This window comes from Aromatoleum toluolicum (genome assembly GCF_012911005.2).
Classification (GTDB): domain Bacteria; phylum Pseudomonadota; class Gammaproteobacteria; order Burkholderiales; family Rhodocyclaceae; genus Aromatoleum; species Aromatoleum toluolicum.
Genome location: NZ_WTVS01000082.1, coordinates 1 through 20579, shown reverse-complemented (window position 1 = coordinate 20579; position 20579 = coordinate 1). Strand labels below are relative to the sequence as shown.

General features: G+C 67.7%; 16 protein-coding genes and 1 pseudogene. 16 read left to right on the top strand and 1 reads right to left on the bottom strand.

All coding sequences use genetic code 11. From position 1 onward, the window contains the following. The 9 genes from GPA27_RS24485 to GPA27_RS24445 form a co-directional block, all read left to right on the top strand. Positions 1-1351: LuxE/PaaK family acyltransferase (locus GPA27_RS24485; protein WP_211165214.1), on the top strand; the 1351-nt coding region annotated here is incomplete at its 5' end. A gap of 162 nt (positions 1352-1513) precedes the next feature. Beyond that, positions 1514-3106 carry a B12-binding domain-containing radical SAM protein gene (locus tag GPA27_RS24480; protein WP_169143050.1) on the top strand — a complete coding sequence of 531 codons (1593 nt, stop codon included), beginning with the start codon at positions 1514-1516 and terminating at the stop codon, positions 3104-3106. Between the two features lie 64 nt (positions 3107-3170). Next, positions 3171-5747, top strand: coding sequence for a cytochrome c3 family protein (locus GPA27_RS24475; protein ID WP_169143049.1), 2577 nt, complete (start codon positions 3171-3173; stop codon positions 5745-5747). 25 nt (positions 5748-5772) lie between these two features. Next, the gene (locus GPA27_RS24470; protein ID WP_169143048.1) at positions 5773-6756 is read left to right on the top strand and encodes a cytochrome c biogenesis ResB family protein; all 984 of its coding nucleotides are present in this window, start codon (positions 5773-5775) and stop codon (positions 6754-6756) included. Next, on the top strand, positions 6753-7598 hold the full coding sequence (locus tag GPA27_RS24465) for a formylglycine-generating enzyme family protein (protein ID WP_169143047.1): 846 nt from the start codon (positions 6753-6755) through the stop codon (positions 7596-7598). The genes GPA27_RS24470 and GPA27_RS24465 overlap by 4 nt, the downstream gene beginning before the upstream one ends. A 12-nt stretch (positions 7599-7610) precedes the next feature. Further along, positions 7611-8558: a formylglycine-generating enzyme family protein gene (locus tag GPA27_RS24460; protein ID WP_169143046.1), complete on the top strand. Its 948-nt coding sequence runs from the start codon at positions 7611-7613 to the stop codon at positions 8556-8558. Then, positions 8555-9400 (top strand): tetratricopeptide repeat protein, encoded by an 846-nt coding sequence (locus GPA27_RS24455; RefSeq protein WP_169143045.1) that lies wholly within the window; start codon positions 8555-8557, stop codon positions 9398-9400. The genes GPA27_RS24460 and GPA27_RS24455 overlap by 4 nt, the downstream gene beginning before the upstream one ends. After that, entirely contained in the window at positions 9397-10221 is an 825-nt protein-coding gene (ccsA, locus tag GPA27_RS24450) for a cytochrome c biogenesis protein CcsA (protein ID WP_169143044.1), read from the top strand. The genes GPA27_RS24455 and ccsA overlap by 4 nt, the downstream gene beginning before the upstream one ends. A gap of 173 nt (positions 10222-10394) precedes the next feature. Continuing rightward, positions 10395-11453, top strand: coding sequence for a glycosyltransferase family 87 protein (locus GPA27_RS24445; RefSeq protein WP_256223108.1), 1059 nt, complete (start codon positions 10395-10397; stop codon positions 11451-11453). A 612-nt stretch (positions 11454-12065) separates the two neighbouring features. Here GPA27_RS24445 and GPA27_RS24440 read toward each other — a convergent pair. Beyond that, a pseudogene (locus GPA27_RS24440) lies at positions 12066-13529 on the bottom strand (glycosyltransferase); the annotation flags it as partial. A 140-nt stretch (positions 13530-13669) separates the two neighbouring features. Between GPA27_RS24440 and GPA27_RS24435 the strand changes: the two are divergent. From GPA27_RS24435 to GPA27_RS24405, 7 genes are all read left to right on the top strand, one after another. Next, positions 13670-14425: a polyprenol monophosphomannose synthase gene (locus GPA27_RS24435; protein WP_169143042.1), complete on the top strand. Its 756-nt coding sequence runs from the start codon at positions 13670-13672 to the stop codon at positions 14423-14425. After that, positions 14422-15588 (top strand): hypothetical protein, encoded by a 1167-nt coding sequence (locus GPA27_RS24430; protein WP_169143041.1) that lies wholly within the window; start codon positions 14422-14424, stop codon positions 15586-15588. Before GPA27_RS24435 ends, GPA27_RS24430 begins: the two co-directional genes overlap by 4 nt. Before the next feature lie 187 nt (positions 15589-15775). After that, positions 15776-16750 carry an AAA family ATPase gene (locus tag GPA27_RS24425; RefSeq protein ID WP_169143040.1) on the top strand — a complete coding sequence of 325 codons (975 nt, stop codon included), beginning with the start codon at positions 15776-15778 and terminating at the stop codon, positions 16748-16750. A 49-nt stretch (positions 16751-16799) separates the two neighbouring features. Continuing rightward, the gene (locus tag GPA27_RS24420; RefSeq protein WP_169143039.1) at positions 16800-17711 is read left to right on the top strand and encodes a DUF58 domain-containing protein; all 912 of its coding nucleotides are present in this window, start codon (positions 16800-16802) and stop codon (positions 17709-17711) included. Beyond that, entirely contained in the window at positions 17708-18187 is a 480-nt protein-coding gene (locus tag GPA27_RS24415; protein WP_169143038.1) for a DUF4381 domain-containing protein, read from the top strand. The genes GPA27_RS24420 and GPA27_RS24415 overlap by 4 nt, the downstream gene beginning before the upstream one ends. Next, on the top strand, positions 18184-19215 hold the full coding sequence (locus GPA27_RS24410; protein ID WP_169143037.1) for a VWA domain-containing protein: 1032 nt from the start codon (positions 18184-18186) through the stop codon (positions 19213-19215). The genes GPA27_RS24415 and GPA27_RS24410 overlap by 4 nt, the downstream gene beginning before the upstream one ends. After that, positions 19212-20579 (top strand): VWA domain-containing protein (locus GPA27_RS24405; protein WP_169143036.1); only part of this gene is annotated, 1368 nt, incomplete at its 3' end. The genes GPA27_RS24410 and GPA27_RS24405, both read left to right, overlap by 4 nt.

Sequence of the window (20579 nt, the reverse complement as noted above, 5' to 3'; positions counted from 1 at the left end):
AGTTGTGTATAAGAGACAGGTGCGCGAGCGCCTCGCCGAACGCATCCGCGCGATGATCGCCGCCGGCGTCGATGCCGACCGCGCGCCCTTCGACGCCCTCGCGCCGGAAATCTTCGCGTGGCAGTTCGCGCACAACATCCCCTATCGCGAGTTCTGCGAAGCCAAAGGCATCACCCCCGCCCAGATCACCGACTGGCGCGACATCCCCGCCTTCCCGACCGACAGCTTCAAGACCGCCATCGTCACGTCCTTCCCGCCCGAACAGGCCGTGATGGCGCAGATCACCAGCGGCACCACCGCCAACCGGCGCGGCCAGATCTTCCGCGACGACATCGGCCGCGAGCTCATCCTCACCGCCAATCGCACCATGACCGGGGCCTACCTGTTCCCCGACTTCGCGCGCGGCCAGCGCTGCCGCATCCTGATCCTCGCCCCCAGCCCGGAGATGGCACCGTCGATGGGCATGGCCGTCGGCATGGACGAGACGCGCCGCCACTTCGGCACCCCCGACAGCCGCTTCCTGCTCGACTACTCGGGCCTCGACATCAAGGGCCTGATCGCCGCGCTGGAAGAATCCGAAGCCAGCGGCGTCCCGCTCGCGATGATCGGCTCCACCTCTGCCTTCGTATATTTCTTCAACGCCTGCAAGGCGCGCGGCCTGCGCTTCCGCCTGCCCGCCGGCAGTCGCATCGGCGACGGCGGCGGCTACCGCGGGCGCTTCGGCGAACTCACGCAGGACGACTACTTCCGCCTCGCCAGCGAGGCCCTCGGCATCCCGGCATCGCACTGCGTGAACGTTCTCGGCATGGCCGAGAGCGCCACGAACTACTTCGACGACACGCTGCGCGCCGCCGTCCAGGGCCGGACCTCGCAGCGTCGCCGCCTCACCCCGCCGTGGGCGCGCGTCGCCGCGGTCGGCCTCGACGACCTGCGCCCCCTCCCGCCCGGCGAAGTCGGCCTGCTGCGCCACTACGACCTCGCCAACCTGCCGACCGTGCTGGCCGTGCAGACCGACAACCTCGGCTATGTCGACCATGACGGCAGCTTCCAGATCGTCGGCCGCGCGAAGCTCGTCGATGGCAAGGTCACCCCGCTGCCGAGCGAGCGCCCCGTCGGCCCGATGGGCGACAAACGCATCTTCCGCTTCCTCGAGGCCTACGTGAATTTCTCCATCCGCTTCAAGATGGGCCTCGCCCGCGCACGCCAGCCCGCCGCGGCCGACAGCACCATCCCGGCGCCGCTACCGATGACGCCGCCGGTATGCCCGTGCGACGAACTGAGCGAGGAGATGCTCGCCAACCCCGTCCCCCGCGTAGACTCCGCCACCGACTCCGCTGCCGCGGCACGCTGATCCCGGCCGCCCCCTCGCGCTCCCTCCCGCGTGCCGGCCTTGTCGGCGCGCGGTTCCGCCACGCCTTAGGCGATGCCGTTGATGTACGTCAAACGCTCTGGGCAGGTGCTCACCTACCATGCCGCCGGTAGTCTCCCCCGACACGTCCGCACACAGAGAACAATGAAAACCAACGGTTCCCCGATCACGTTCACCCCTCCCCCGCGTACCGGTCCCATCACGCCCCGGCAACGCAAGATCAAGCGCGTGGCGCTCGTCACCGTGCCTTATCACTCGGGGGTCGTGGAATCGGCCGGCACCTGGCTCAACGTCGGCTTCGTCTACATCGCCGGCGCCCTGCGCGAGGCGGGTTACGAAGTCGACTACTACGATGCGATGGCGCTGTGGCACGACGAGGCCCAGATCCAGAAGCGTCTCGAGGATTTCCGCCCCGACGTGGTGTGCACCTCGGCCTTCACCGCGGCGATCGTCGCAGCGACGAAACTGCTGCGCCTCGCCAAGCAAATCGACCCGGAAATCGTCACCGTCATCGGCAACGTGCACGCGACCTTCTGCTACCAGGAGATGCTGCGTATCGACCACGACGCGATCGACTACGTCGTGCGCGGCGAAGGCGAACTGACGCTGCCTCAGCTGCTGAACTGCCTCAACGCCGGGGACGATCCGGCCAAAGTCGCCGGTCTCGCCTTCTGGCGCGACGGCGGCGTCATCGCGACCCGCTCGGCCCCCTTCATCCGCGACCTCGACGCGCTGCCCACCGCGTGGGACCTCGTCGAGTGGCCGATCTACAAGTACCGCGCCAAGAACGACGCGCGCCTCGCCATCGTGTCCTCCGCGCGCGGCTGCCAGCAGGACTGCTCGTTCTGCTCGCAGAAGCTCTTCTGGCGCCGCGGCTGGCGAGCGCGCAGCGCCGAGAACTTCGTCGCCGAAATCGAAATGCTGCACCAGAAGTACGGCGTGCAGGTCGCCATGCTCGCCGACGAGATCCCGACCTTCGACCGCCCCCGCTGGGAGCGCATCCTCGACCTGATGATCGAGCGCAAGCCCGGCGTGCGCCTGCTGATGGAAACCCGCGTCGACGACATCGTGCGCGACGAGGACATCATGGACCGTTATGCCGAGGCCGGCGTCGAACACATCTACGTTGGCGTCGAAGCCGGTCAGCAAGCCACTTTGGACCTGTTCAAGAAAGGCTCGAAGGCCGCCGACTCGCGCCGCGCGATCGACATCATCAACGGCTCCGACATCGTCTCCGAGACCTCCTTCGTGCTCGGCATGCCCGGCGACACGCCCGAGACCTTCAAGGAAGCCGTCGAGCTCGCCAAGCTCTACAACCCCGACATGGCCTTCTTCCTTGCGATCGCGCCGTGGCCGTATGCAGACCTCTACCCGCAGCTCGAGGCCCATGTCGCGACCAAGGACTACAGCAAGTACAACCTCGTACAGCCCGTCGTCAAACCCGACGCGATGACGCTCGAGGAAGTGGAACGCGAGCTGGGCCGCGCCTCGCGCAACTTCTTCATGCACAAGTTCCAGAACCTCGACCAGCTCTCCGAGTGGAAGCAGGAGTTCATGCTGGCGGTGTTCGACATCCTCATCAACCACTCCTACCTCTCGGGCCAGATGCAGGAAATGGCCGCCGGCCAGCGCATGCCCGAAGCGGTCAAGCAGATGCTGCGCAAGGTCAACGCCACGCGCCGCGACCTCAAGGTCCAGGCCGGCGCCGAACCGCGAAACTTCGCTCCGATCCCATAATCGTTTAGCATTAGCTGTTTCGCATCCCAGAACGCGCCTCAATACCCGCGACCATCAAAAGGTTATGAAGAATTTCCCTAAATTCCATGCCCTGCTGCTCATCGCTGCGGCGCTGTTCGGACAGGCCACGCTGGCACTGGCCCAGAACACGAATGCGAAGGTATCGAACACCAAGCACAACCTGTCGGCGACCGGCCCCGGAACGGTGAAGGCCGCGACCGGAGCGAGCGGCACCGACCAGATCTGCGTCTTCTGCCACACCCCGCATGCGGCGAATGCCACTGCTCCCGGCCCGCTGTGGAACCGCACGCTGTCTTCGGCCACCTATACGCCCTATACCTCGAACTCCCTCGACGCCGAAGACATCCTCAACGGCCCGATCGGCCAGCCGGGTGGCGCCTCCAAGCTGTGCCTGTCCTGCCACGACGGCACACTCGCGCTCGGCGCAGTCGCGAACTCCCCCGGCAGCGGCACCGGCAGGACCATCTCCATGGTCGGCACGCCGGACGGCAAGATGCCGACGACCGGCAATACGACCGGCTACACGCGCAATCTCGGCGTCGACCTGCGCAACGACCATCCGATCTCCTTCACCTTCGACGGCACTCTCGCCACCCGCGACGGGGAATTTCGCAGCCCGCCCTATTCCGCGGGCAGCAAGACGGTCGTGGGCATCCGCACGTCCAGTAACAAGCCGATACTGCCGCTCGATCATGAAGGGAAGGTGCAATGTACGAGTTGCCATGACCCGCACCTGAACGCGAGCAAGTTCCTGCGCCTCAACCGCTTCCAGAAAACCGCCACCCCCGGCACGGCCTTCGACGCGACCAAAGACCAGATCTGCCTTGGCTGCCACGACAAGAACAAGGATCGGGTGGGCACGGCCTATCTCGCGTGGTCCAAGTCCGCTCACGCGGACTCGACCGTCGCAAACTATTCGTACAAGGCTGCAGCAGCGACACAGCGCGAATTTCCCGACGGCATCAATCCCGTGGGACAGCCCGAGCCGCTCATCAAGGTCTGGGAAGCGGGTTGCCTGAACTGCCACGACACCCACACCGTTCAGGGCTCACGCCGCTTGTTGCGCGAAGGCACCGACAGCGCATCCACGCCCAAGGCAGGCGGAAACCCAGCCGTTGAGGAGACCTGCTACCAGTGTCACACGACCACCGCTGCCAGCATCCTCACTGTCCCGACAATGAGCGCGAGCACCGGCGTGCCGGACATTCGTACCGAGTTCACGACCTCCGGCAACAAGCGCATGCCGATCGCAAGCGCCGACCAGCCCGCGGGCACCGAGAAGCACGATATCGGCGGGAACTTCACCGACACCTTTGTGAACTGCAGCAGCACCAATAACAAGTGCGGTGCAGACTTCATCGAGGACCGGACCCTGCTGGGCGCTGGCACCCACACTAACCGGCACGTTGAATGCACCGACTGCCATAACCCGCACCGGGTTATGAAGAACGCGTTGTTCACGGGCAAGGGCGCGGCCCAGCGCACCCACGTCCTCGGAACCAACGTCGCGTCCGGTCCCTTGCGCGGCACGTGGGGTGTCGAACCGACCGCAGCCGCAGTCTCCACAACGACCAGTTTCCCCGAAACGCCGACGAGCTACACGGTCAAACGTGGCGACCCGGGCGACAGTGAGGACGCCGCGCGAACCAACCCCTACCTGACGCGCGAGTATCAGCTCTGCCTGAAGTGCCATTCCGACTATGGCGCAGGCGCGACTATGCCCCTCATGGGTGGCGCCTACGTGGGCGGGACCGCCAGCGGCACGAACGGAATGACCAGGTACACCAACGTCGCCGCCGAGTTCTCTGCCGTCAAGGCAACTGACCCGCCCTCATCAGGAGGAGATCAGGGTGAAGAGGGCAAGTCGGGGACTGCGTGCGGAGGCAATTGCGATCCCAATGGCACATCGCCCAGTGGCGGCGGCGCAACGGGCAAGAATCATCGTTCCTGGCACCCGGTCATGTGGCCAACAGGACGCGATGTCGCGGCGCGAACCCGGAGCGGCACGTCGATGGACAACTTCCGTCCGCCGTTCAACGACACCAAGGTCGGGACGCAGACCATGTACTGCTCCGACTGCCACGGGCATTCCGGCTCCTGGACCCAGGGTGCGGACGCAAGCGACACGAACAATGGGCCTAACCTGGCCAAGGTGCAGGGGCCGCACGGTTCCCCGCAAAACTTCATCCTCAAGGGCGTCTGGGACCTGACGGTAACCCCGAGCGCAACACGCGACACCAACTCCAGCGGAGGCATCTGCGGCCGTTGCCATAACCCGAACGCCAACAGCGGCTTCGACGGTAGTGCATCGGAAGCCTCACACTCCTTCACCACCAAGAGCTCCCGGCCATGCATGCGCTGTCACATTGCGGTGCCTCACGGATGGAAGAACAAGGCCTTCCTGGTAAACCTGGAGTGCGTGGGCCCGGAAGGGGGACAGACGGGAAACTGCACATCCGTGGGCAGCAACACCAGTACGCAGTCAATCGCCCCTTACTATAATTCCGCTGTTCTGCGCATCAACACCTGGCAGGCGAGTGGCCAATGGACCGAGACAAGCTGCGGCACATCGGGCTACAACGGTAAAGACTGGATGTCCGACATTTCGGGCTGCCAGTGACGATCGGGCCGGGAAATCGCACAGCATGCCCCGCTGGCTGACCGCGCTGGCCTCGACGAAACTGTCCGCGATATTTTTCGTGGTCATGGCGGCGGCTGCGCTGTGGGCCAAGGCGCCCGGGCGCAGCACGACGCTGGCCATGCTCGTGCCGTTCTCACTGCTGACCCTGAACCTGCTCGCCGCAATCACGGCCAATCGCCGGTTCCGCGCCGATCTCCCGTTGCTCGTCTTCCATCTCGCGTTGCTCGCCCTGATTTTCGCGCTGGTGGCTGCACGCCTGACCTACTTCGAAGGACAGGCAACCGTCACCGCCGGGACCACATTCGACGGCAATCTGGTGGGCGAAGAGCACGGCCCCCTGCACGATCGAACGATTGCCGAGCTGCGATTCACCAACCTCGGCTTCACGGAAAACTATCCCGAGCGGGGTCGTTACCACACCACCTACAACCGGGTACGCTGGCACGGGACGGACGGCCGCACCCACGTCGCGGAAATCGGCGACGACATCCCGCTCATCATCGACGGCTACCGGATCTACACCAGCAGGTATCGCGGCTTCTCGCCGGTATTCCGCTGGCAGGCCGCCGACGGCTCGGAGGACTGGGGCACGGTTCAGCTACGTGAGAGCAACAACGGCGCTTTTGCGGGCGCGAACGAATGGACGCTGCCCGACGGCCGCACGGCTTGGCTGATGGTGGATGCCGAAGCCCCGGCACGGACCGAAGGAGCGAGCGTACGGACCAACCTCGGAGCGGGCAGCGCCGCACAGCAGCTCGTTCTTCGCATCGGGGACAGCCGCAGCGTTCTCGCACCCGGCGACCAGCTCACGCTCGCCGGCGGCGTCCTCACGTATGTGCGACTCGATTCGTGGATGGGATACCGCATCGTCGCCGACCCCACCCGCCCGTGGCTCATCGGTGCCGTCTTGCTCGGCGTCCTGTCCCTCGTATGGTTCTACGCACGCATTCTTGTCCGCCCCATTCCTGCAGCTCCTTCCATCCAATGAAACCGATCGATACGACATTTGCGGCTCTGCTCCTGGTCAGCGGCCTGATCGCGACATCCGCACACGCAGCCAACGAAAGCAAACCACAGACATGGCAGGATCCGCAGACCGGATTGCAGTTCGTCCGGATTGAAAAATCCTGCTACCGCATGGGCAACGATGCCAACGTAGCTCCCGAGGCGGACGGTGGATGGGTTCGCCTCAACTACACGCAGTCCCTGTCCGCCGATGAAGCACCCGCGCACGAGGTGTGCCTCGACGCATACTGGTTGGGGCGGCACGAAGTGACGCGCAAGCAGTGGAAGCAGGTGATGGGCTCCCTGCCCGACGGGAACGATTCATTGCCCGACAATCTGCCGGTAACGCGCGTCACGTGGGAACAAGCCAATGCCTATGCGGAACGCCTCACATCGCAGCACAAGAAGCGCTTCCGCTTCCGCCTGCCGACCGAGGCCGAATGGGAATTCGCTTGCCGCGGTGCAAACCCCGCGGGGCTCGACAAGAACGTTCCAACGAATGGGGACGAACTCGCACGTATTGCCGTGGCGGCAGTGGAAGCCCCCGCGATACCCGAACCGGTTGGCAGCCGCCCGGCTAGCGCCGCAGGTTTCTTCGACCTCTTGGGCAACGTCTGGGAATGGACTGCTGACGATTACGTGGCGGACGCTTACGCGCGCCACAGCCTGTACAACCCTCGCACCGGCGCAAGCCTCGACAAGGCCGTCATCCGCGGCGGGAGCGTGCGCACGGAATTCGTCCAGACCCGCTGCACGATGCGTGGACGTTATCCCAAGCACGACACTCTCAAGCTTCTCGGACTGCGCCTCGTGCGCGAAGAGTGAGGACCAGACGCCATGACACCCATCCGCCATCTTGCCGTCCTCACCGCCACCCTCTCCGCCATCCTCTCGTCGGCGCTCGCCCTGGCTCAAAGTCCGGCTACGCAGCTTCCCCGGGAAGTAATGATCAACGGCGTCGAGTTCGTCCACATACCCGCTGGCAGCTTCTGGTACGGGGTCGAAAACACCGACTATCTGGACAATCAGAAGCCGGTGAACGGCAAGCACTACCGCGACGTGCAGATCTGGCTCGACGGTTTCTATCTGGCGAAATTCGAGGCACGCGCCCGCGACCTGAAGCGCTTCCTGGAACAGCCGGGCCTCAAGCGCCATGCCATGTATGCGGGCGAGACGGAAGGCTGCTCGCTGACCGGGAGCGCAACCGCGGGTTACACGCTCAAGTCGCCCGAACAGGACCTTCCCGCCACCCACCTGTCGAACGAATTGTCGACCGAGTTGGCGCAATGGCTCGGCTTCCGCTTGCCGACAGAGATGGAATGGGTCAAGGGCGCACGCGGGACCGACCGGCGCATGTTCCCCTGGGGGGACGAATATCCGGACGACACCTTCGCCGGCTTCAAATCCCATGCCGGCTGCAGCCCGGCTCCTGTCGACGCCTTCGCCAACGGCCGCTCCGCTTACGGGCTCTACAACATGGGCGGCAACGTGTTCGAACACGTTGCCGACTGGTACAACAACGCCCACGATCTCGCCCTGCGGGACGGCATGCGCAACCCGCCTCTGGCCAAGAACGCCACCGTGGGAGCTGATCTGAGTCATCCCATGCGGGTTCTGAAGGGCGGACGGTGGTCGACCCACGCGCAAGGCATGTCCATCTATTCCCGCACGCTGCACCGTCCAGACAAAGGGTTCATCTGCTTCGGCACACGCTTCGCAGTAGATGAATCCGTCGTGGCCAGACACCTGCAGGCAGGCACCGCCAAGGTGATTGCGGAAAAATGAACGACAAGCGCATAGAAGCCCCGGCCGCAGTGCGCGATTATCGCCGCGGCGCCATCCTCGCCGTTCCGTTCTCGATCGCACTGCTTGCCACCGTTGTCTCGCTGCTGCCGGGGCGGGGCGTCGAGTCTGCATCGTCACACGCGCAGACATCGGCATTCCCCTCGCTGGCACCCCACGGCCCCTCGGAGTTCCGCGCTGACGAGACGGTGCCGGATCGGCCCGCCGGCCACCGCCTCAGTGTCGATCCGACACAGGACCGGGCAGGTCATCTCAGCGAGGTGCGTCGCGTGACACTGGATGCGCTGAACGACATGGCGCGCGACCTTCTCAAAACGGGCAAGGCGGACGAAGCGGCTCAATCGCTGCTCAAGGCGATGTACTTGGCCCCCGACGATGCCGACGCGTTCCAGCTCATGGGAGACGTGATGATGCAGCGTCAGCGCTTCGGTGAGGCGCGGGAATACTATGAAGCGGCCATCGACCGCGACCGTCTCCGCGCCGAGGCCTATTTCGGCCATGCCACGGCGTCGGAAGCGATGGGAGACCTCGAGTCTGCGTTGGGCGGCATGCGCAGCTACCTGCACGTCGTGAGCGACAAGGATCCGTTCCGTCTCAAGGTGGCCCAGGCGCGCTCGGCAATCTGGGAATGGGAATCCAGGCTCGGGCGCGGACCGTGGGGACCGACTCAGGGCATCCCGCCGGGGTTCACGGCTGCCGAATTGCGCCGCGACGGCAAAGGCGTCGGCGCCAAGATGCCGATTCCCGGGACGGCAGACGAGAACGGCGTGGCGAAGTATGAGATAAAGCACGCCGACAAAATCAAGATGTTCGACAAAGAATGAACGACCTGCTCCAGACCGAACTGATCGCCTTTTGGGCGTCCGTCGTTGCATACAGCCTCGCCACCGTGGCGGCCATCAGTGCTCTCGTGTTCCGCCGCGACTGGTCACGCCTGATCCTCATCCTGCTGCTTATCGGCTGGGGCGTACATACCGTCGCGTTCGGCGCACGCTGGATGCGCATCGGCCACCTTCCGGTCATCAACACCTTCGAGATGCTCTCGGCGAATGTGTGGGGGCTCGTTGCCGCGGTGTGGATCGGCTATCTGATGCTGCCACGGGTGCGCGCCTTCGCGGCCTTCGTGCTTCCCGTCGTGACGATGCTGATGGGCTGGATGATGCTGATTCCGATGGACGAATCGTCGCTGCCCCCGACTTACCGCACGGTCTGGCTGTTCATCCACATCATCTTTCTGAAGATCTTCCTCGGCGCCGCCTTCGTCGCCCTCGGAATCGCCCTGATCACCATCTTCCGCAAACTGAACCCCGGCGCTGCGACACTGCAGCGTCTGCCGGCGGACAGCGAACTCGACGCAACCGCCTACCGCTGCATGGCGCTGGCACTCATCTTCGATACGCTGGGCATCGTCGCCGGCGCAATCTGGGCGCAGGACGCGTGGGGCCGCTACTGGTCGTGGGATCCGCTGGAAGTCTGGTCGCTGGTGACCTGGCTCGCGATCGGGCTGACGCTGCATGTGCGCGCTTCGTTCCGCACGCCCCCCCTGACCAACTCGCTGCTGGTCGCCGGCACCTTCGTCATAGCGTTCTTCACCTTTTTCGGAATCCCCTTCGTCACGACGGCGCTGCACAAGGGGGCGATCTGAACGCCTCGGTCTTCACGTCGGGACTGCGCCTCCTGCGCTTCACCCTTTGGCTGGCGGTAGTCGGGTACGCGCTTTTCGTTGGCGCGAAGATCACAGACGGATACCGTGACGCCGCCCACGGCGACACGCCGCTGTTCACCGATTTCACCCCAACCTACGCAGCATCGATAATCGTGCGCGAGCTTCCCGCCGAGTTCGTGTACATGCAGCGCACGATGGTGGCAGCCGGCAAGGAGGCCGCACGCCGGATCTACGGCGACCTCACGGACAAGCAAGCCGGCGTTGTCGGCTTCGCGCCGTGGATGTATCCGCCCACTTTCATCCTGCTGGTGCTCCCGCTCGCCTATCTGCCCTACCTGATCGCGTGGGCGGGATGGCTGGGCATCACCGCTGTGCCCTACCTGCTGAGCCTGCGGCGGATCGTTCCGGACCGCCTCGGTCTGCCCTTCGCACTCGCGGCGCCTCCTGCGTTCTTCAACCTGATGTACGGTCAGACCGGCTTTCTCACCGCCGGGCTGATCGGGTCGGGCCTGCTGCTGCTGCGCAGCCGGCCATTATGGGCGGGCGCGCTGATCGGCCTTGCGAGCGTGAAGCCGCATTTCGGCATGCTGATCCCCTTCGCACTGCTCGCGGGCGGCCACTGGCGGGCCTTCGCTGCCGCGAGCGCAAGCGTGCTGGCGCTGATCGCGCTCAGCGTGCTGACGCTCGGCGACGATCCGTGGTTCGCCTTCATCGGCACCAGCCTGTTCCACCTCGAGGCCTTCTCGGTCGGCGCCTTCGCGCTGCCGGCGATGGTCACGCCGTGGGCGGCGGCGCGCCTTGCGGGGATGACGGTCGAGCAGGCCTGGGTGCTGCAGTCCCTCGTCAGCACACTGATGCTGGCGATCGTCACAGCGGTGTGGTGGCGCGGCCGGCGACACGCAGAATCGCACGGCCTGCAGGCGGCAGTGCTGTGCATCGCGACGCCGCTCGCGCTCCCGCTAGCCTTCCTGTACGACCTCGCCCTGGTCGTGCCGGGCGCAGCCTGGCTGTGGGCCGACATGCGGCACCGCGGCGCGGGGCGCGAAGAATACTGGCTGCTCGCGGGCGGGCTCGCGGCGCTGCTCGGTGCAAAGGAACTCGCCAAGGCGATTCCCGTCCAGATCTCGCCGTGGATCCTCACGCTGCTGTTGGGGCTCGCGCTCTACCGCTTCCTCTCCGCCCTCCCGCGCGACGAAGCCGCCGCCGCGTGAACCGACGCCGTGCAGCAGGAAACGCGGCAAGGTCCACGGCCGATAGCTCATGGTCGCGAAGATCGCGCACTCGAAGGAGCAACGACATTGCGTGTCGCGGATGTAATCGGTGATGCGGTGCGCCCGCGGGCTGCTCAGGACGGCGCGCAGGTCGTCGCCGTGCTCGGCGAGCCGGCCGATGATGAAGTCGTCGTGCGGCAAGGCGTCCTGCGGACGCACGTCGCGGATCATCTCGCAGGGCAGCACCGCGCCATCGGCGCGAATCACCGCGAGCCGCCGACCGGCGAGGCAGCTTCCGCAGGGCCAGGGCTCATCGGGCGAACGCACGATCGTGAACATCGCGCGGTCGAGCAGCGCGAACAGGCGCGACAGACCGGTCGCGCCGCCGTTCGCCGCGGCGACGTCGGCGCTCAGTCGCGCGTAAGTCGCGTCGTCAGGCCCCTGCACGGCCGGATCGGCCGGCGTGCCGCGCAGCCGGGTCATTTCCAGCTGATCCAGAGGGAATCGCCGCAGGCGGGCGAGAATTGCCGGGACCTCCTGCGCGTTCGCCGCAGTTGCCGCGATACAGGCATGCACCCGCAGCTGCGGCAACCACTGGCGGGCCTCGCACAACAGGCGCAGCGACTGCTCGACCTTCGCGAAGAGGCCGGGCACGCCGCGCAAGCGGTCATGCGCGGCGCCCACCCCGTCGACCGAAACGGTCACCATGACGCGCCCGAACGGCGCAACATCGGCGATGCGCGTCAGCAGGGCGGCGATCTTTTCGGGGTAGGAGCCATTCGTGGAGACGCTGAACGAGCGCACCCCGGCGCGGTAATACGCGGCGATGATCCCGGCGAGGTCGTCGCGCAGCAGGGGCTCTCCACCGGTGAGGGACAGGTGGCCGACCGGCCCGGTACTCGCCGCGACACGGCGGATGCGCGCAAGGTCGAGCTCGGCCTCACGTCCGATCGCGTGCCGCTGCGGCATGTCGAAGCAATGGCCGCACAGCGCGTTGCAACGGTGCGTCAGGAACTGGATCAGGTAGCCCGGCGAGCCGCGCGAGCACAGGCTGCGCAGGTAGGCGAGCACGACCGCGAGATCGATGACCGCGCTGCGCAGTCCGCGCGCCGCGCTGTCCCGCACCGCCAGCAGGCCGCCGGCGGCGACGGCGGCGCTGGCTGTGGCGTGGAATGCAAGCCCCGTCAGCACGAAGGCGGGGCCATGTCGGCGCGCAAGCTCGCGCACCAGGGCGCGCGCCTGCCAGCCCGCCACGGTCAGCAGCAACAAGGCGGCGGCCGTCAGCCCGGGGAACACGATGCCGACCGGTGCGAGGAGCAGGCCGAGGACCAGCGCCCCGCGCCCTATCCCTTCGCCCGCGCCCCCCATCATCGGATTGAAGCTGCGGTAACGGCGAATGAGCTGCAGGTAGTGGCGCGTGCGGGGCACGAGTTCGCGCACGTAATCGAGGCAGCCCGGCTGGCGGTGTTCGACACGCAGTTCCCCCGACAGCCACAGCCGGTGACCGGCCAATGCCAGCCGGCATCCCAGGTCGGGATCCTCGAGCGCGACACGGCGATCCTCGCTGAAGCCGCCAAGTTCGAGAAACACGGCGCGGCGGATCGCACACACCGAACCGCCAAGGCAGCCCGGTGCGCTGCGATCGAGACTGCCGCGGCGCATGACGGTCTCGATCGCGTCGAGGTAGCGCGCGAAGCGCCCGCCGCCCGGGTTCTCGTCGTGGTAGCAGCCCGAGAATGCGTCATGCCCGGGATGCCTGGCGATCAGGTCTTCGCAGCGCAGCAGGAAGTCGCGTTCGCGGATACGCGTGTCGGCATCGAGGAACACCAGCCACTCGCCACGTGCCGCGCGCGCGCCGGTATTGCGCGCCGCCCCCGCTCCGGCACAGCGCTCGTGGCGCAGCACGCGCAGCCCCGGACGCTGGGCAAGCAGCTGTGCCGTCGCGTCAGTCGATCCATCGTCGACAACGATCACTTCGCAGCCGTGTACGCCGTCGAGGCGCTGCGCCTCGAGCGAGTCGAGCAGTCCGTCTATGAAGGCCGCGGCGTTGTGCGCGGGGATGACTACGGAAATCATCGTGCGCTTGACGTTTGCATGAAACGCGTCTGGATCAGGTGGGTGTGGGACTGTATTCTACGCGCCCCGGCAAACGCGTCCCTCTCCACACGCACGCTCACCGCGCGCCCGTCGCAGCCTTCGCCAGGCAACGAGTCCACATGAAGATCGTCGTCGTCATTCCCACCTATAACGAACGCGGCAACATCGGGCGCCTGATCGGCGCGGTGCACGCCGCGCTTGCGGCGCCCGACCGGCAGGTGCACGTTCTCGTGGTCGACGACGAGTCCCCTGACGGCACCGCGGCGGAAGTCCGCGCCTGCGCCGCGCAGCAGCCCGGCGTGTCGCTGCTGAGCGGACCGCGCTCCGGCCTCGGCGCGGCTTACGTGCGCGGCTTGAATCACGCGCAGGCCCATCACGCACCGGACGTCGTGATCCAGATGGATGCCGATTTTTCCCACATGCCGTCGGATCTGCCGCGCCTGCTCGCCGCCATCGAGGACGGCGCCGACGTCGCGATCGGCAGCCGCTACCTCGACGGGAATCGCACGCCGCAGGACTGGGGCTGGCGGCGCCGTCTCCTCTCCCGGGCCGGCAATCTGGTCGCGCGCCACTGGCTGGGTCTCGCACCGGTACGCGACTGCACGGCCGGCTTCCGCGCGTGGCGCACCCCGGCGCTGCGACAGTCGCGCTTCACCGACGTGAGCGCTCAAGGCTACGTGTTCATCGTCGCGATGCTGCAGAACGCGGCCCGCGCGGGCGCGAACATCCGCGAGGTTCAGGTGCATTTTCCCGACCGCACGGTCGGCGCTTCGAAGCTCGGCTCGCGCGAGATCGCCGAGTTCGCGCGTTGGGCCCTGACGCACGGTGCGCCGGCCATGCCGCGCGCGCGCCTCGCGGAGCAGCAGGCACGATGAATCCCTCCCTGATGCGCATCGGCCTTGCGCTGTGCCTGGTCCCGGGCCTGCTGTTCGGACTTTCCCTGCTGCTGGAACATCGCGCCTGGCTGTGGGATGCGACGGTGTATCGCTGCGCGATCGAGGCGACCCTTGCGCATGGCGATCCCTACAATTTCGTCGGTGACTGCACGGGCTACTTCCTGCCGCATACCTACCCCTACGCCGGCACCCGTCTGCTGGCCGGACTCGCGTCCCTGACCGGCACGACCGTGCTCGGCTACCTGTACATCCTCGCGTACGCGGGCGGTGGCGCCCTGTTCCTGTACGTGGCCGGCCGTCTCGGCGCATCGCCGCTGGCCGTCACCTTTCTCGTGCTGGCACCGGCCGCAGGCGTGTTCGTGTCGGAACTGGTCTCCGGCAACATCGGCGTTCCGTTCTATGGCGCGCTGTCGTGGCTGATCTGGCGGGAGGCCGGAGCACGACCGGTCACTGCATTGGGGGTCGCGATGGCGCCGTTCAAGCCGCTGTATGCGGCCTACGTGCTGCTGCCGTTCTTCCAGCGCCGCGAGATGCTTCTCCCGCTCGCCGGGGTGATCGCCGTCACCGCGTGGTACGGCGGTGATGCGCTGCTTTTCCCGGCGCATTTTGCGGACTGGCTGCGCACGGCGGTGGAACATGCGAACGAGGTACCGGGTTTCGGCTTCTCGATGCTGGTGCGCAAGTCCGGCATCGAACTGCAGGGCGGGCCGTGGATCGTCGCGGCCTACGCGGTGTGGGCCGCATTCGTCCTCGTGCTCACGCTGCGCGCCGTCGACCGCGCGCCGACCCTTCAGTTGCGGGCCTTCGTGGCGATCGCCGGCACGGCACTGCTGCTGCCACGGCTGAAGGAATACGACTGTCTCATGCTCATTCCGCTCGCCCTGACGCTATGGCCGACGCTCGACTTGCGCGAGCGACGCGAATGGCTCGCCCTGGTTGGCGGTTTCGCTATCGTGCTCCCGGCGGTGATCTGGTGGCTGCGCAAACTCGCACTCGTCTGGGGGACCAGCCCCGCAACGTGGCGCAACCTGGTCGACATGCGCTGGCTGGTGCAGAACCAGGGCGCCTTCCTGTTCGCAGCACTGCTTGCAGCGCTCGTGTGGCTCGCTTTCCGCTCGCGTGACGTGGCGAGGCCGGCATGACGGTTCCGGCAAGCCTGACCAAGGCGCCCGCGGCAACCCGGGCCGCGTGCGATGCCCCCCTGCACCCTGCGTTACAATTCACCCTGTCTGCGGGATGGTTTGACGCGCACGTGCACCGAACGCCGGCCCGTTTCGTTCTCGACTGCCCCGACGCGCCCTGCGACGCAATTCGTCCCGCTCCACGCCCATGACACTCGACAACGCCTTCCTGACGCTACGCCGCACGCTCGAAGGCGCCGTGCTCGGGCAGGCAGCCCTGGTAGAGCGACTCCTGGTCGCGCTCCTCGCCGACGGCCATCTCCTCGTCGAGGGCCCGCCCGGTGTCGCGAAGACGCGCGCCGCCCACGTGCTGGCCTCGCTGATCGACGCCGACTTCCATCGCATCCAGTTCACGCCCGACCTGCTGCCGGCCGATCTCACCGGCAGCGAGATCTTCCGTCCGCAGGATGGCAGCTTCCGCTTCGAACGTGGTCCGCTGTTCCATCACCTGCTGCTCGCCGACGAGATCAACCGCGCACCGGCCAAGGTGCAGTCGGCGCTGCTCGAGGCGATGGGCGAACGCCAGGTGACGATCGGACAGACGACCCACGCGCTGCCGCGGCTCTTCCTCGTCGTCGCGACGCAGAACCCGATCGAGCACGAAGGCACCTACCCGCTGCCCGAGGCGCAACTCGACCGCTTCCTGATGCACGTACGCGTCGGCTACCCGGAGGCGGCGACCGAGCGCAACATCCTGCGCCTTGCCCGAGCCGAAGCGCGGGCCGGCATCGCATCCTCGGCCATCCCGGCGCTGTTACCCGTCATCTCGCAGGAACAGGTATTCGCCGCACGCCGCGCCGCGCTCGACCTGCACCTGAGCCCCGATCTCGAGGACTACATCGTGCGGCTCGTCGCGGCCACCCGCACGCCGGAACTGTACGGGCCGGATCTGGCGGGCGCCGTGCGTTTCGGCGCGAGTCCGCGGGCGACTATCGCTCTCGACCGATGTGCGCGGGCGCGTGCCTGGCTGCACGGGCGCGACTATGTGTCGCCCGACGACATCCAGGCACTGGCGCCGGACGTTCTCCGCCACCGCATCCTGCCCGACTGGGAGGCGATGGCCGACGGAATGAACGCGGACACGCTCGCGGCGGCGTTGCTCGCGCGCGTCCCGGTGCCGTGAGCGTGGCTCGCACTTCGACACGAACGCCGCAACAACCGGCCAGCCGACCGTGCAGACCAGTAACATCGCGCCGACGCACCACGATCTGATCGCGCTGCGGGCCCAGGTCGCCGCACTGCGCGCGACCTGGGGCATGGGGAATGGCGCGAGCGGCGGAGCGCATCGCAGCCCTCGACTCGGCGCGGGGCTCGATTTCGCCGAGGTGCGCCCCTACCAGACCGGCGACGATCCACGCAACATGGACTGGCGACACACGGCGCGGCGCGGACAACCATTCACGAAACTGTTTCATGAAGAGCGCGAGCGGCCGGTCCGGGTGTTCGTCGATCTGGGTCCGACGATGCGCTTCGGGACGCGCTGCGCGTTCAAGTCCGTCGTGGCGGCACGCACCGCCGCGCTGCTCGCATGGGCGACCATCGACGCTGGCGATCGCATCGGCGGCACCGTCCACGACGGCCACGCGCACCGCGAACAGCCGACATGCGGACGCGAACGCGGCGCCCTCGGATTGATCCACCAACTCGTCGCAGCCGCCGCGGCGCCATGTTCGACCTCCGGACCGGATGCTTTCACGGCCGCGCTGCGCGCCTTCGCACACCCCGTCCGCCCTGGCAGCCACGCGGTCGTGGTGTCCGATTTCCACCACCTCGATGTGGCGGGCGAGCGCGCCCTTGCGATGCTGCGCGGCGCGTCGGGCATCACCCTGGTACGCGTCTTCGACACCATCGAATCCGCGCCACCGCCTCCGGGCATCTACCGCATTGCCGCTCGGGACGGAACACGGACGCTGGACCTGCGCGACCCGACCGCACGTGACGCATACGGCGCACCGTTTCGCGAACGCAGCGAACGGCTCGCCGCACTGGCGAGGCGCCTCGGCGCGACGCTCCTGCCCCTCGCCACGCACGACGACCCGCTGCGAACGCTCGCGGCGCTGTTCCGACCCACGGCGGCTGCATGATCACGGCCTCGATCGACCAGCTTCGCGACATCCATCTGCCGCCGCCCCCAGGGATATGGCCGCCCGCGCCCGGCTGGTGGGCTCTCCTTGCGACAACGATCGTCATCGCGGTGTGGCTGGCGCGCCGTCACCGGCGCGGGCGCCCGCTGCGGGCGGCCCTGCGCGAACTCGACGCCGTCGCGCGAACCTGCGCACAGACGCACGACGCCGTCGAGCTCGCGCGCGGCATCGGCGCAGTCCTCCGCCGCTACGCGCGGCGGCGCTTCCCGGACGCACCCACGGCGGGCCTGAGCGGCGCCGCGTGGCTGGCCTTCCTCGACGCGCATGGCGGGCAAGGCGAATTCGTCTCCGGCGCGGGCGCTGTCCTCGATGCATTGCCCTACCGCCCCGCGACCGCGACTCCGGCGCTGAGCGACGGCGAGACCCGCGCCCTGCTGGCACTCGCACGGCGCTGGCTAAGGACGAACGCACCATGAGCTTCCTGTGGCCGTGGCTGCTGACCCTCCTGCCGCTGCCCTGGCTGGTCCGCCGCTGGCTGCCCCCGGCGGGCGCGCCGGTGGGCACCGCGGCCGTGCTGCGCGTACCCTCGCTGGCCCCCTTCGCCGCACCTACGACAACGGCATCAGAGACGCGAACACAAGCGCCAGAACGCAGACGAGTCAGCTTCGACCTCGTCCTCGCGACGCTGGCGTGGGTGCTGCTGGTCCTTGCGGCGGCGCGGCCACTGGGCCCCGCCGACCCGACGGCTCTGCCGGTCAGCGGCCGCGAACTGATGCTCGCGCTGGACGTGTCGGCCAGCATGGCGACCGCCGACCTCCGCCTCGACGGTCCACCCGTGACACGCCTGGACGCTGCGCGCCGGCTCGCACAGCACTTCGTCGCCGGCCGCGACGGCGACCGCATGGGCCTGATCGTGTTCGGCAAACAGGCCTACCTGCAGACTCCGCTCACATTCGACCTGAACACGGTGCACGCCGCGCTCGACGACACCGCGATCGGCCTCGCGGGACGGGAAACCGCTCTCGGTGACGCGATCGCACTCGCCACCACCCGCCTGCGCGAGTTCCGCGGCAGCGAGCGCGTACTCGTCCTGCTCACCGACGGCGCCAACACCGCCGGCCAACTGTCCCCGGAGCAGGCGGGCTGGATCGCCCGGCGCGAAGGCCTGCGCATCCATGTGGTCGGCATCGGCGCGGAACCGGAGCGGGCATCGGTGCCAACGCAAAGCGCCGAAATCGCAGTCGCCCCGGTGGCCGATCTCGACGAAACGACGCTGCAGGCCCTCGCGAATCAGACCGGCGGAACCTACCGGCGCGCCACCGACGGACGGGCGCTGGCCGATTTCTACCGGCGCGTCGACCGCCTCGAGCCGCAGGCCCTCGGGCAGGTCGCGATGCGCCCCGCTCGCGAGCTTTATCCCTGGCCGCTCGCCGCCGCACTGCTCATTGCCGTCGTCCTCGGCGTACGCCGCCTGCAGGCGCCCACGGAGGTGGCGCGCGCATGAATCCCGCCAGCGAAATCGCCATCGGCTTTGCCGACTTCACCTTGCTGCGCCCTTGGTGGCTGCTGGCGCTGCTGCCCTGCTGGGCACTCGCATGGACGGTCGCCCGCACGCCGCGCGCCGCGTTCGGCAACTGGACGGGCGTGGTCGACGCCGACCTGCTGCCCCATCTGGTCGATCCGGCGCCGACGGGGCGCCGTGGCGCAGTTCGCATAGTGATTGCCGTTGGCCTGACGCTCGCGGTCATTGCACTGGCGGGCCCCGCCCTGAAGGGCCGCACCAACGTTGCTCTGCGCAGCGACGCGATGCGTGTGCTGGTCGCAGATCTGTCACCAGCCCTCGAAGATGCGCGCAACGGCGCCTCCCTCGTCGAAGCCCTGCAGGTCGAACTGCTCGACCTCCTCGACCGCATGCCTGAAGGCCAGACCGCGCTGATCGCCTACGCGGACGAGCCCTACCTCCTCGCTCCGCCGACGACCGACAGCGCGACGCTGCGCATGCTCGTCACCGAACTGGCACCGGACGCCCTCCCCGTCGCCGGCGAGCGGCCGGAACGCGCGCTGCGGATGGCGGCGAAGCTGTTGGCCAGGAGCGGCGCCGCAACACGCGACGTGCTCTGGCTCAGCGCCGGCGGCGCGGCGTCCGCGCCCAGCCTGCAGGCCGTCGCCGAGCTACAGGCGGAGGGCATGCGTGTCTCGCTGCTGCGACTCGGGGCCGAGAACGATGCGCGAGGAGCCCTGCACGACGCCATCGTCGCGAGCGGCGGCCTGGACCTCGCCCGGCGCACGGACGACCATGACGTCAGCGCCCTCCTCGCCCATCTCGACCGCGCTTCGACCTTGCGACAGGAACGGATCCCGACGCGCTCGACACCGCGCGAGCTCGGCCCCTGGCTGCTGGCGCTGCTGCTGCCCCTCGCCGCCCTCGCCTTCCGCCGCGGCGTCTTCACGCTGCTCGCCGCGTTCCTCCTGATCCCCCCGCCCGCGGCGAACGCGGGCGATTTCGCCGACTGGTGGCAGCGACCCGACCAGCGCGCCATGGAGGCCCTGCGCAGCGGCGCCGCCGAAACGGCGGCCACACGATTCACCGACGCCCGCTGGAAAGCCGTCGCGCACTATCGCACCGGGGCCTATGCCGACGCGGCCGCGCTGCTGGAACCTTTCGACGACGCCGACTCCCTCTACAACCGGGGCAATGCCCTGGCACGCCTGCAGCGCCTCGACCAAGCCCTGCAGACATACGACGCGGCCCTGCGACGACGCCCCGACGACCCCGACATCCTCCACAACCGCGATCTGGTGCGCGAACTGATGAAACGCCCGCCCCCGCCGCAATCAGGGCAGGGCGAACCGGGCACACCGCCGCCC

Coding starts and splice junctions, on each gene's coding strand:
- GPA27_RS24480 (WP_169143050.1), top strand. CDS start 1,514: ATGAAAACCAACGGTTCCCCGATCACGTTCACCCCTCCCCCGCGTACC.
- GPA27_RS24475 (WP_169143049.1), top strand. CDS start 3,171: ATGAAGAATTTCCCTAAATTCCATGCCCTGCTGCTCATCGCTGCGGCG.
- GPA27_RS24470 (WP_169143048.1), top strand. CDS start 5,773: ATGCCCCGCTGGCTGACCGCGCTGGCCTCGACGAAACTGTCCGCGATA.
- GPA27_RS24465 (WP_169143047.1), top strand. CDS start 6,753: ATGAAACCGATCGATACGACATTTGCGGCTCTGCTCCTGGTCAGCGGC.
- GPA27_RS24460 (WP_169143046.1), top strand. CDS start 7,611: ATGACACCCATCCGCCATCTTGCCGTCCTCACCGCCACCCTCTCCGCC.
- GPA27_RS24455 (WP_169143045.1), top strand. CDS start 8,555: ATGAACGACAAGCGCATAGAAGCCCCGGCCGCAGTGCGCGATTATCGC.
- ccsA (WP_169143044.1), top strand. CDS start 9,397: ATGAACGACCTGCTCCAGACCGAACTGATCGCCTTTTGGGCGTCCGTC.
- GPA27_RS24435 (WP_169143042.1), top strand. CDS start 13,670: ATGAAGATCGTCGTCGTCATTCCCACCTATAACGAACGCGGCAACATC.
- GPA27_RS24430 (WP_169143041.1), top strand. CDS start 14,422: ATGAATCCCTCCCTGATGCGCATCGGCCTTGCGCTGTGCCTGGTCCCG.
- GPA27_RS24425 (WP_169143040.1), top strand. CDS start 15,776: ATGACACTCGACAACGCCTTCCTGACGCTACGCCGCACGCTCGAAGGC.
- GPA27_RS24415 (WP_169143038.1), top strand. CDS start 17,708: ATGATCACGGCCTCGATCGACCAGCTTCGCGACATCCATCTGCCGCCG.
- GPA27_RS24410 (WP_169143037.1), top strand. CDS start 18,184: ATGAGCTTCCTGTGGCCGTGGCTGCTGACCCTCCTGCCGCTGCCCTGG.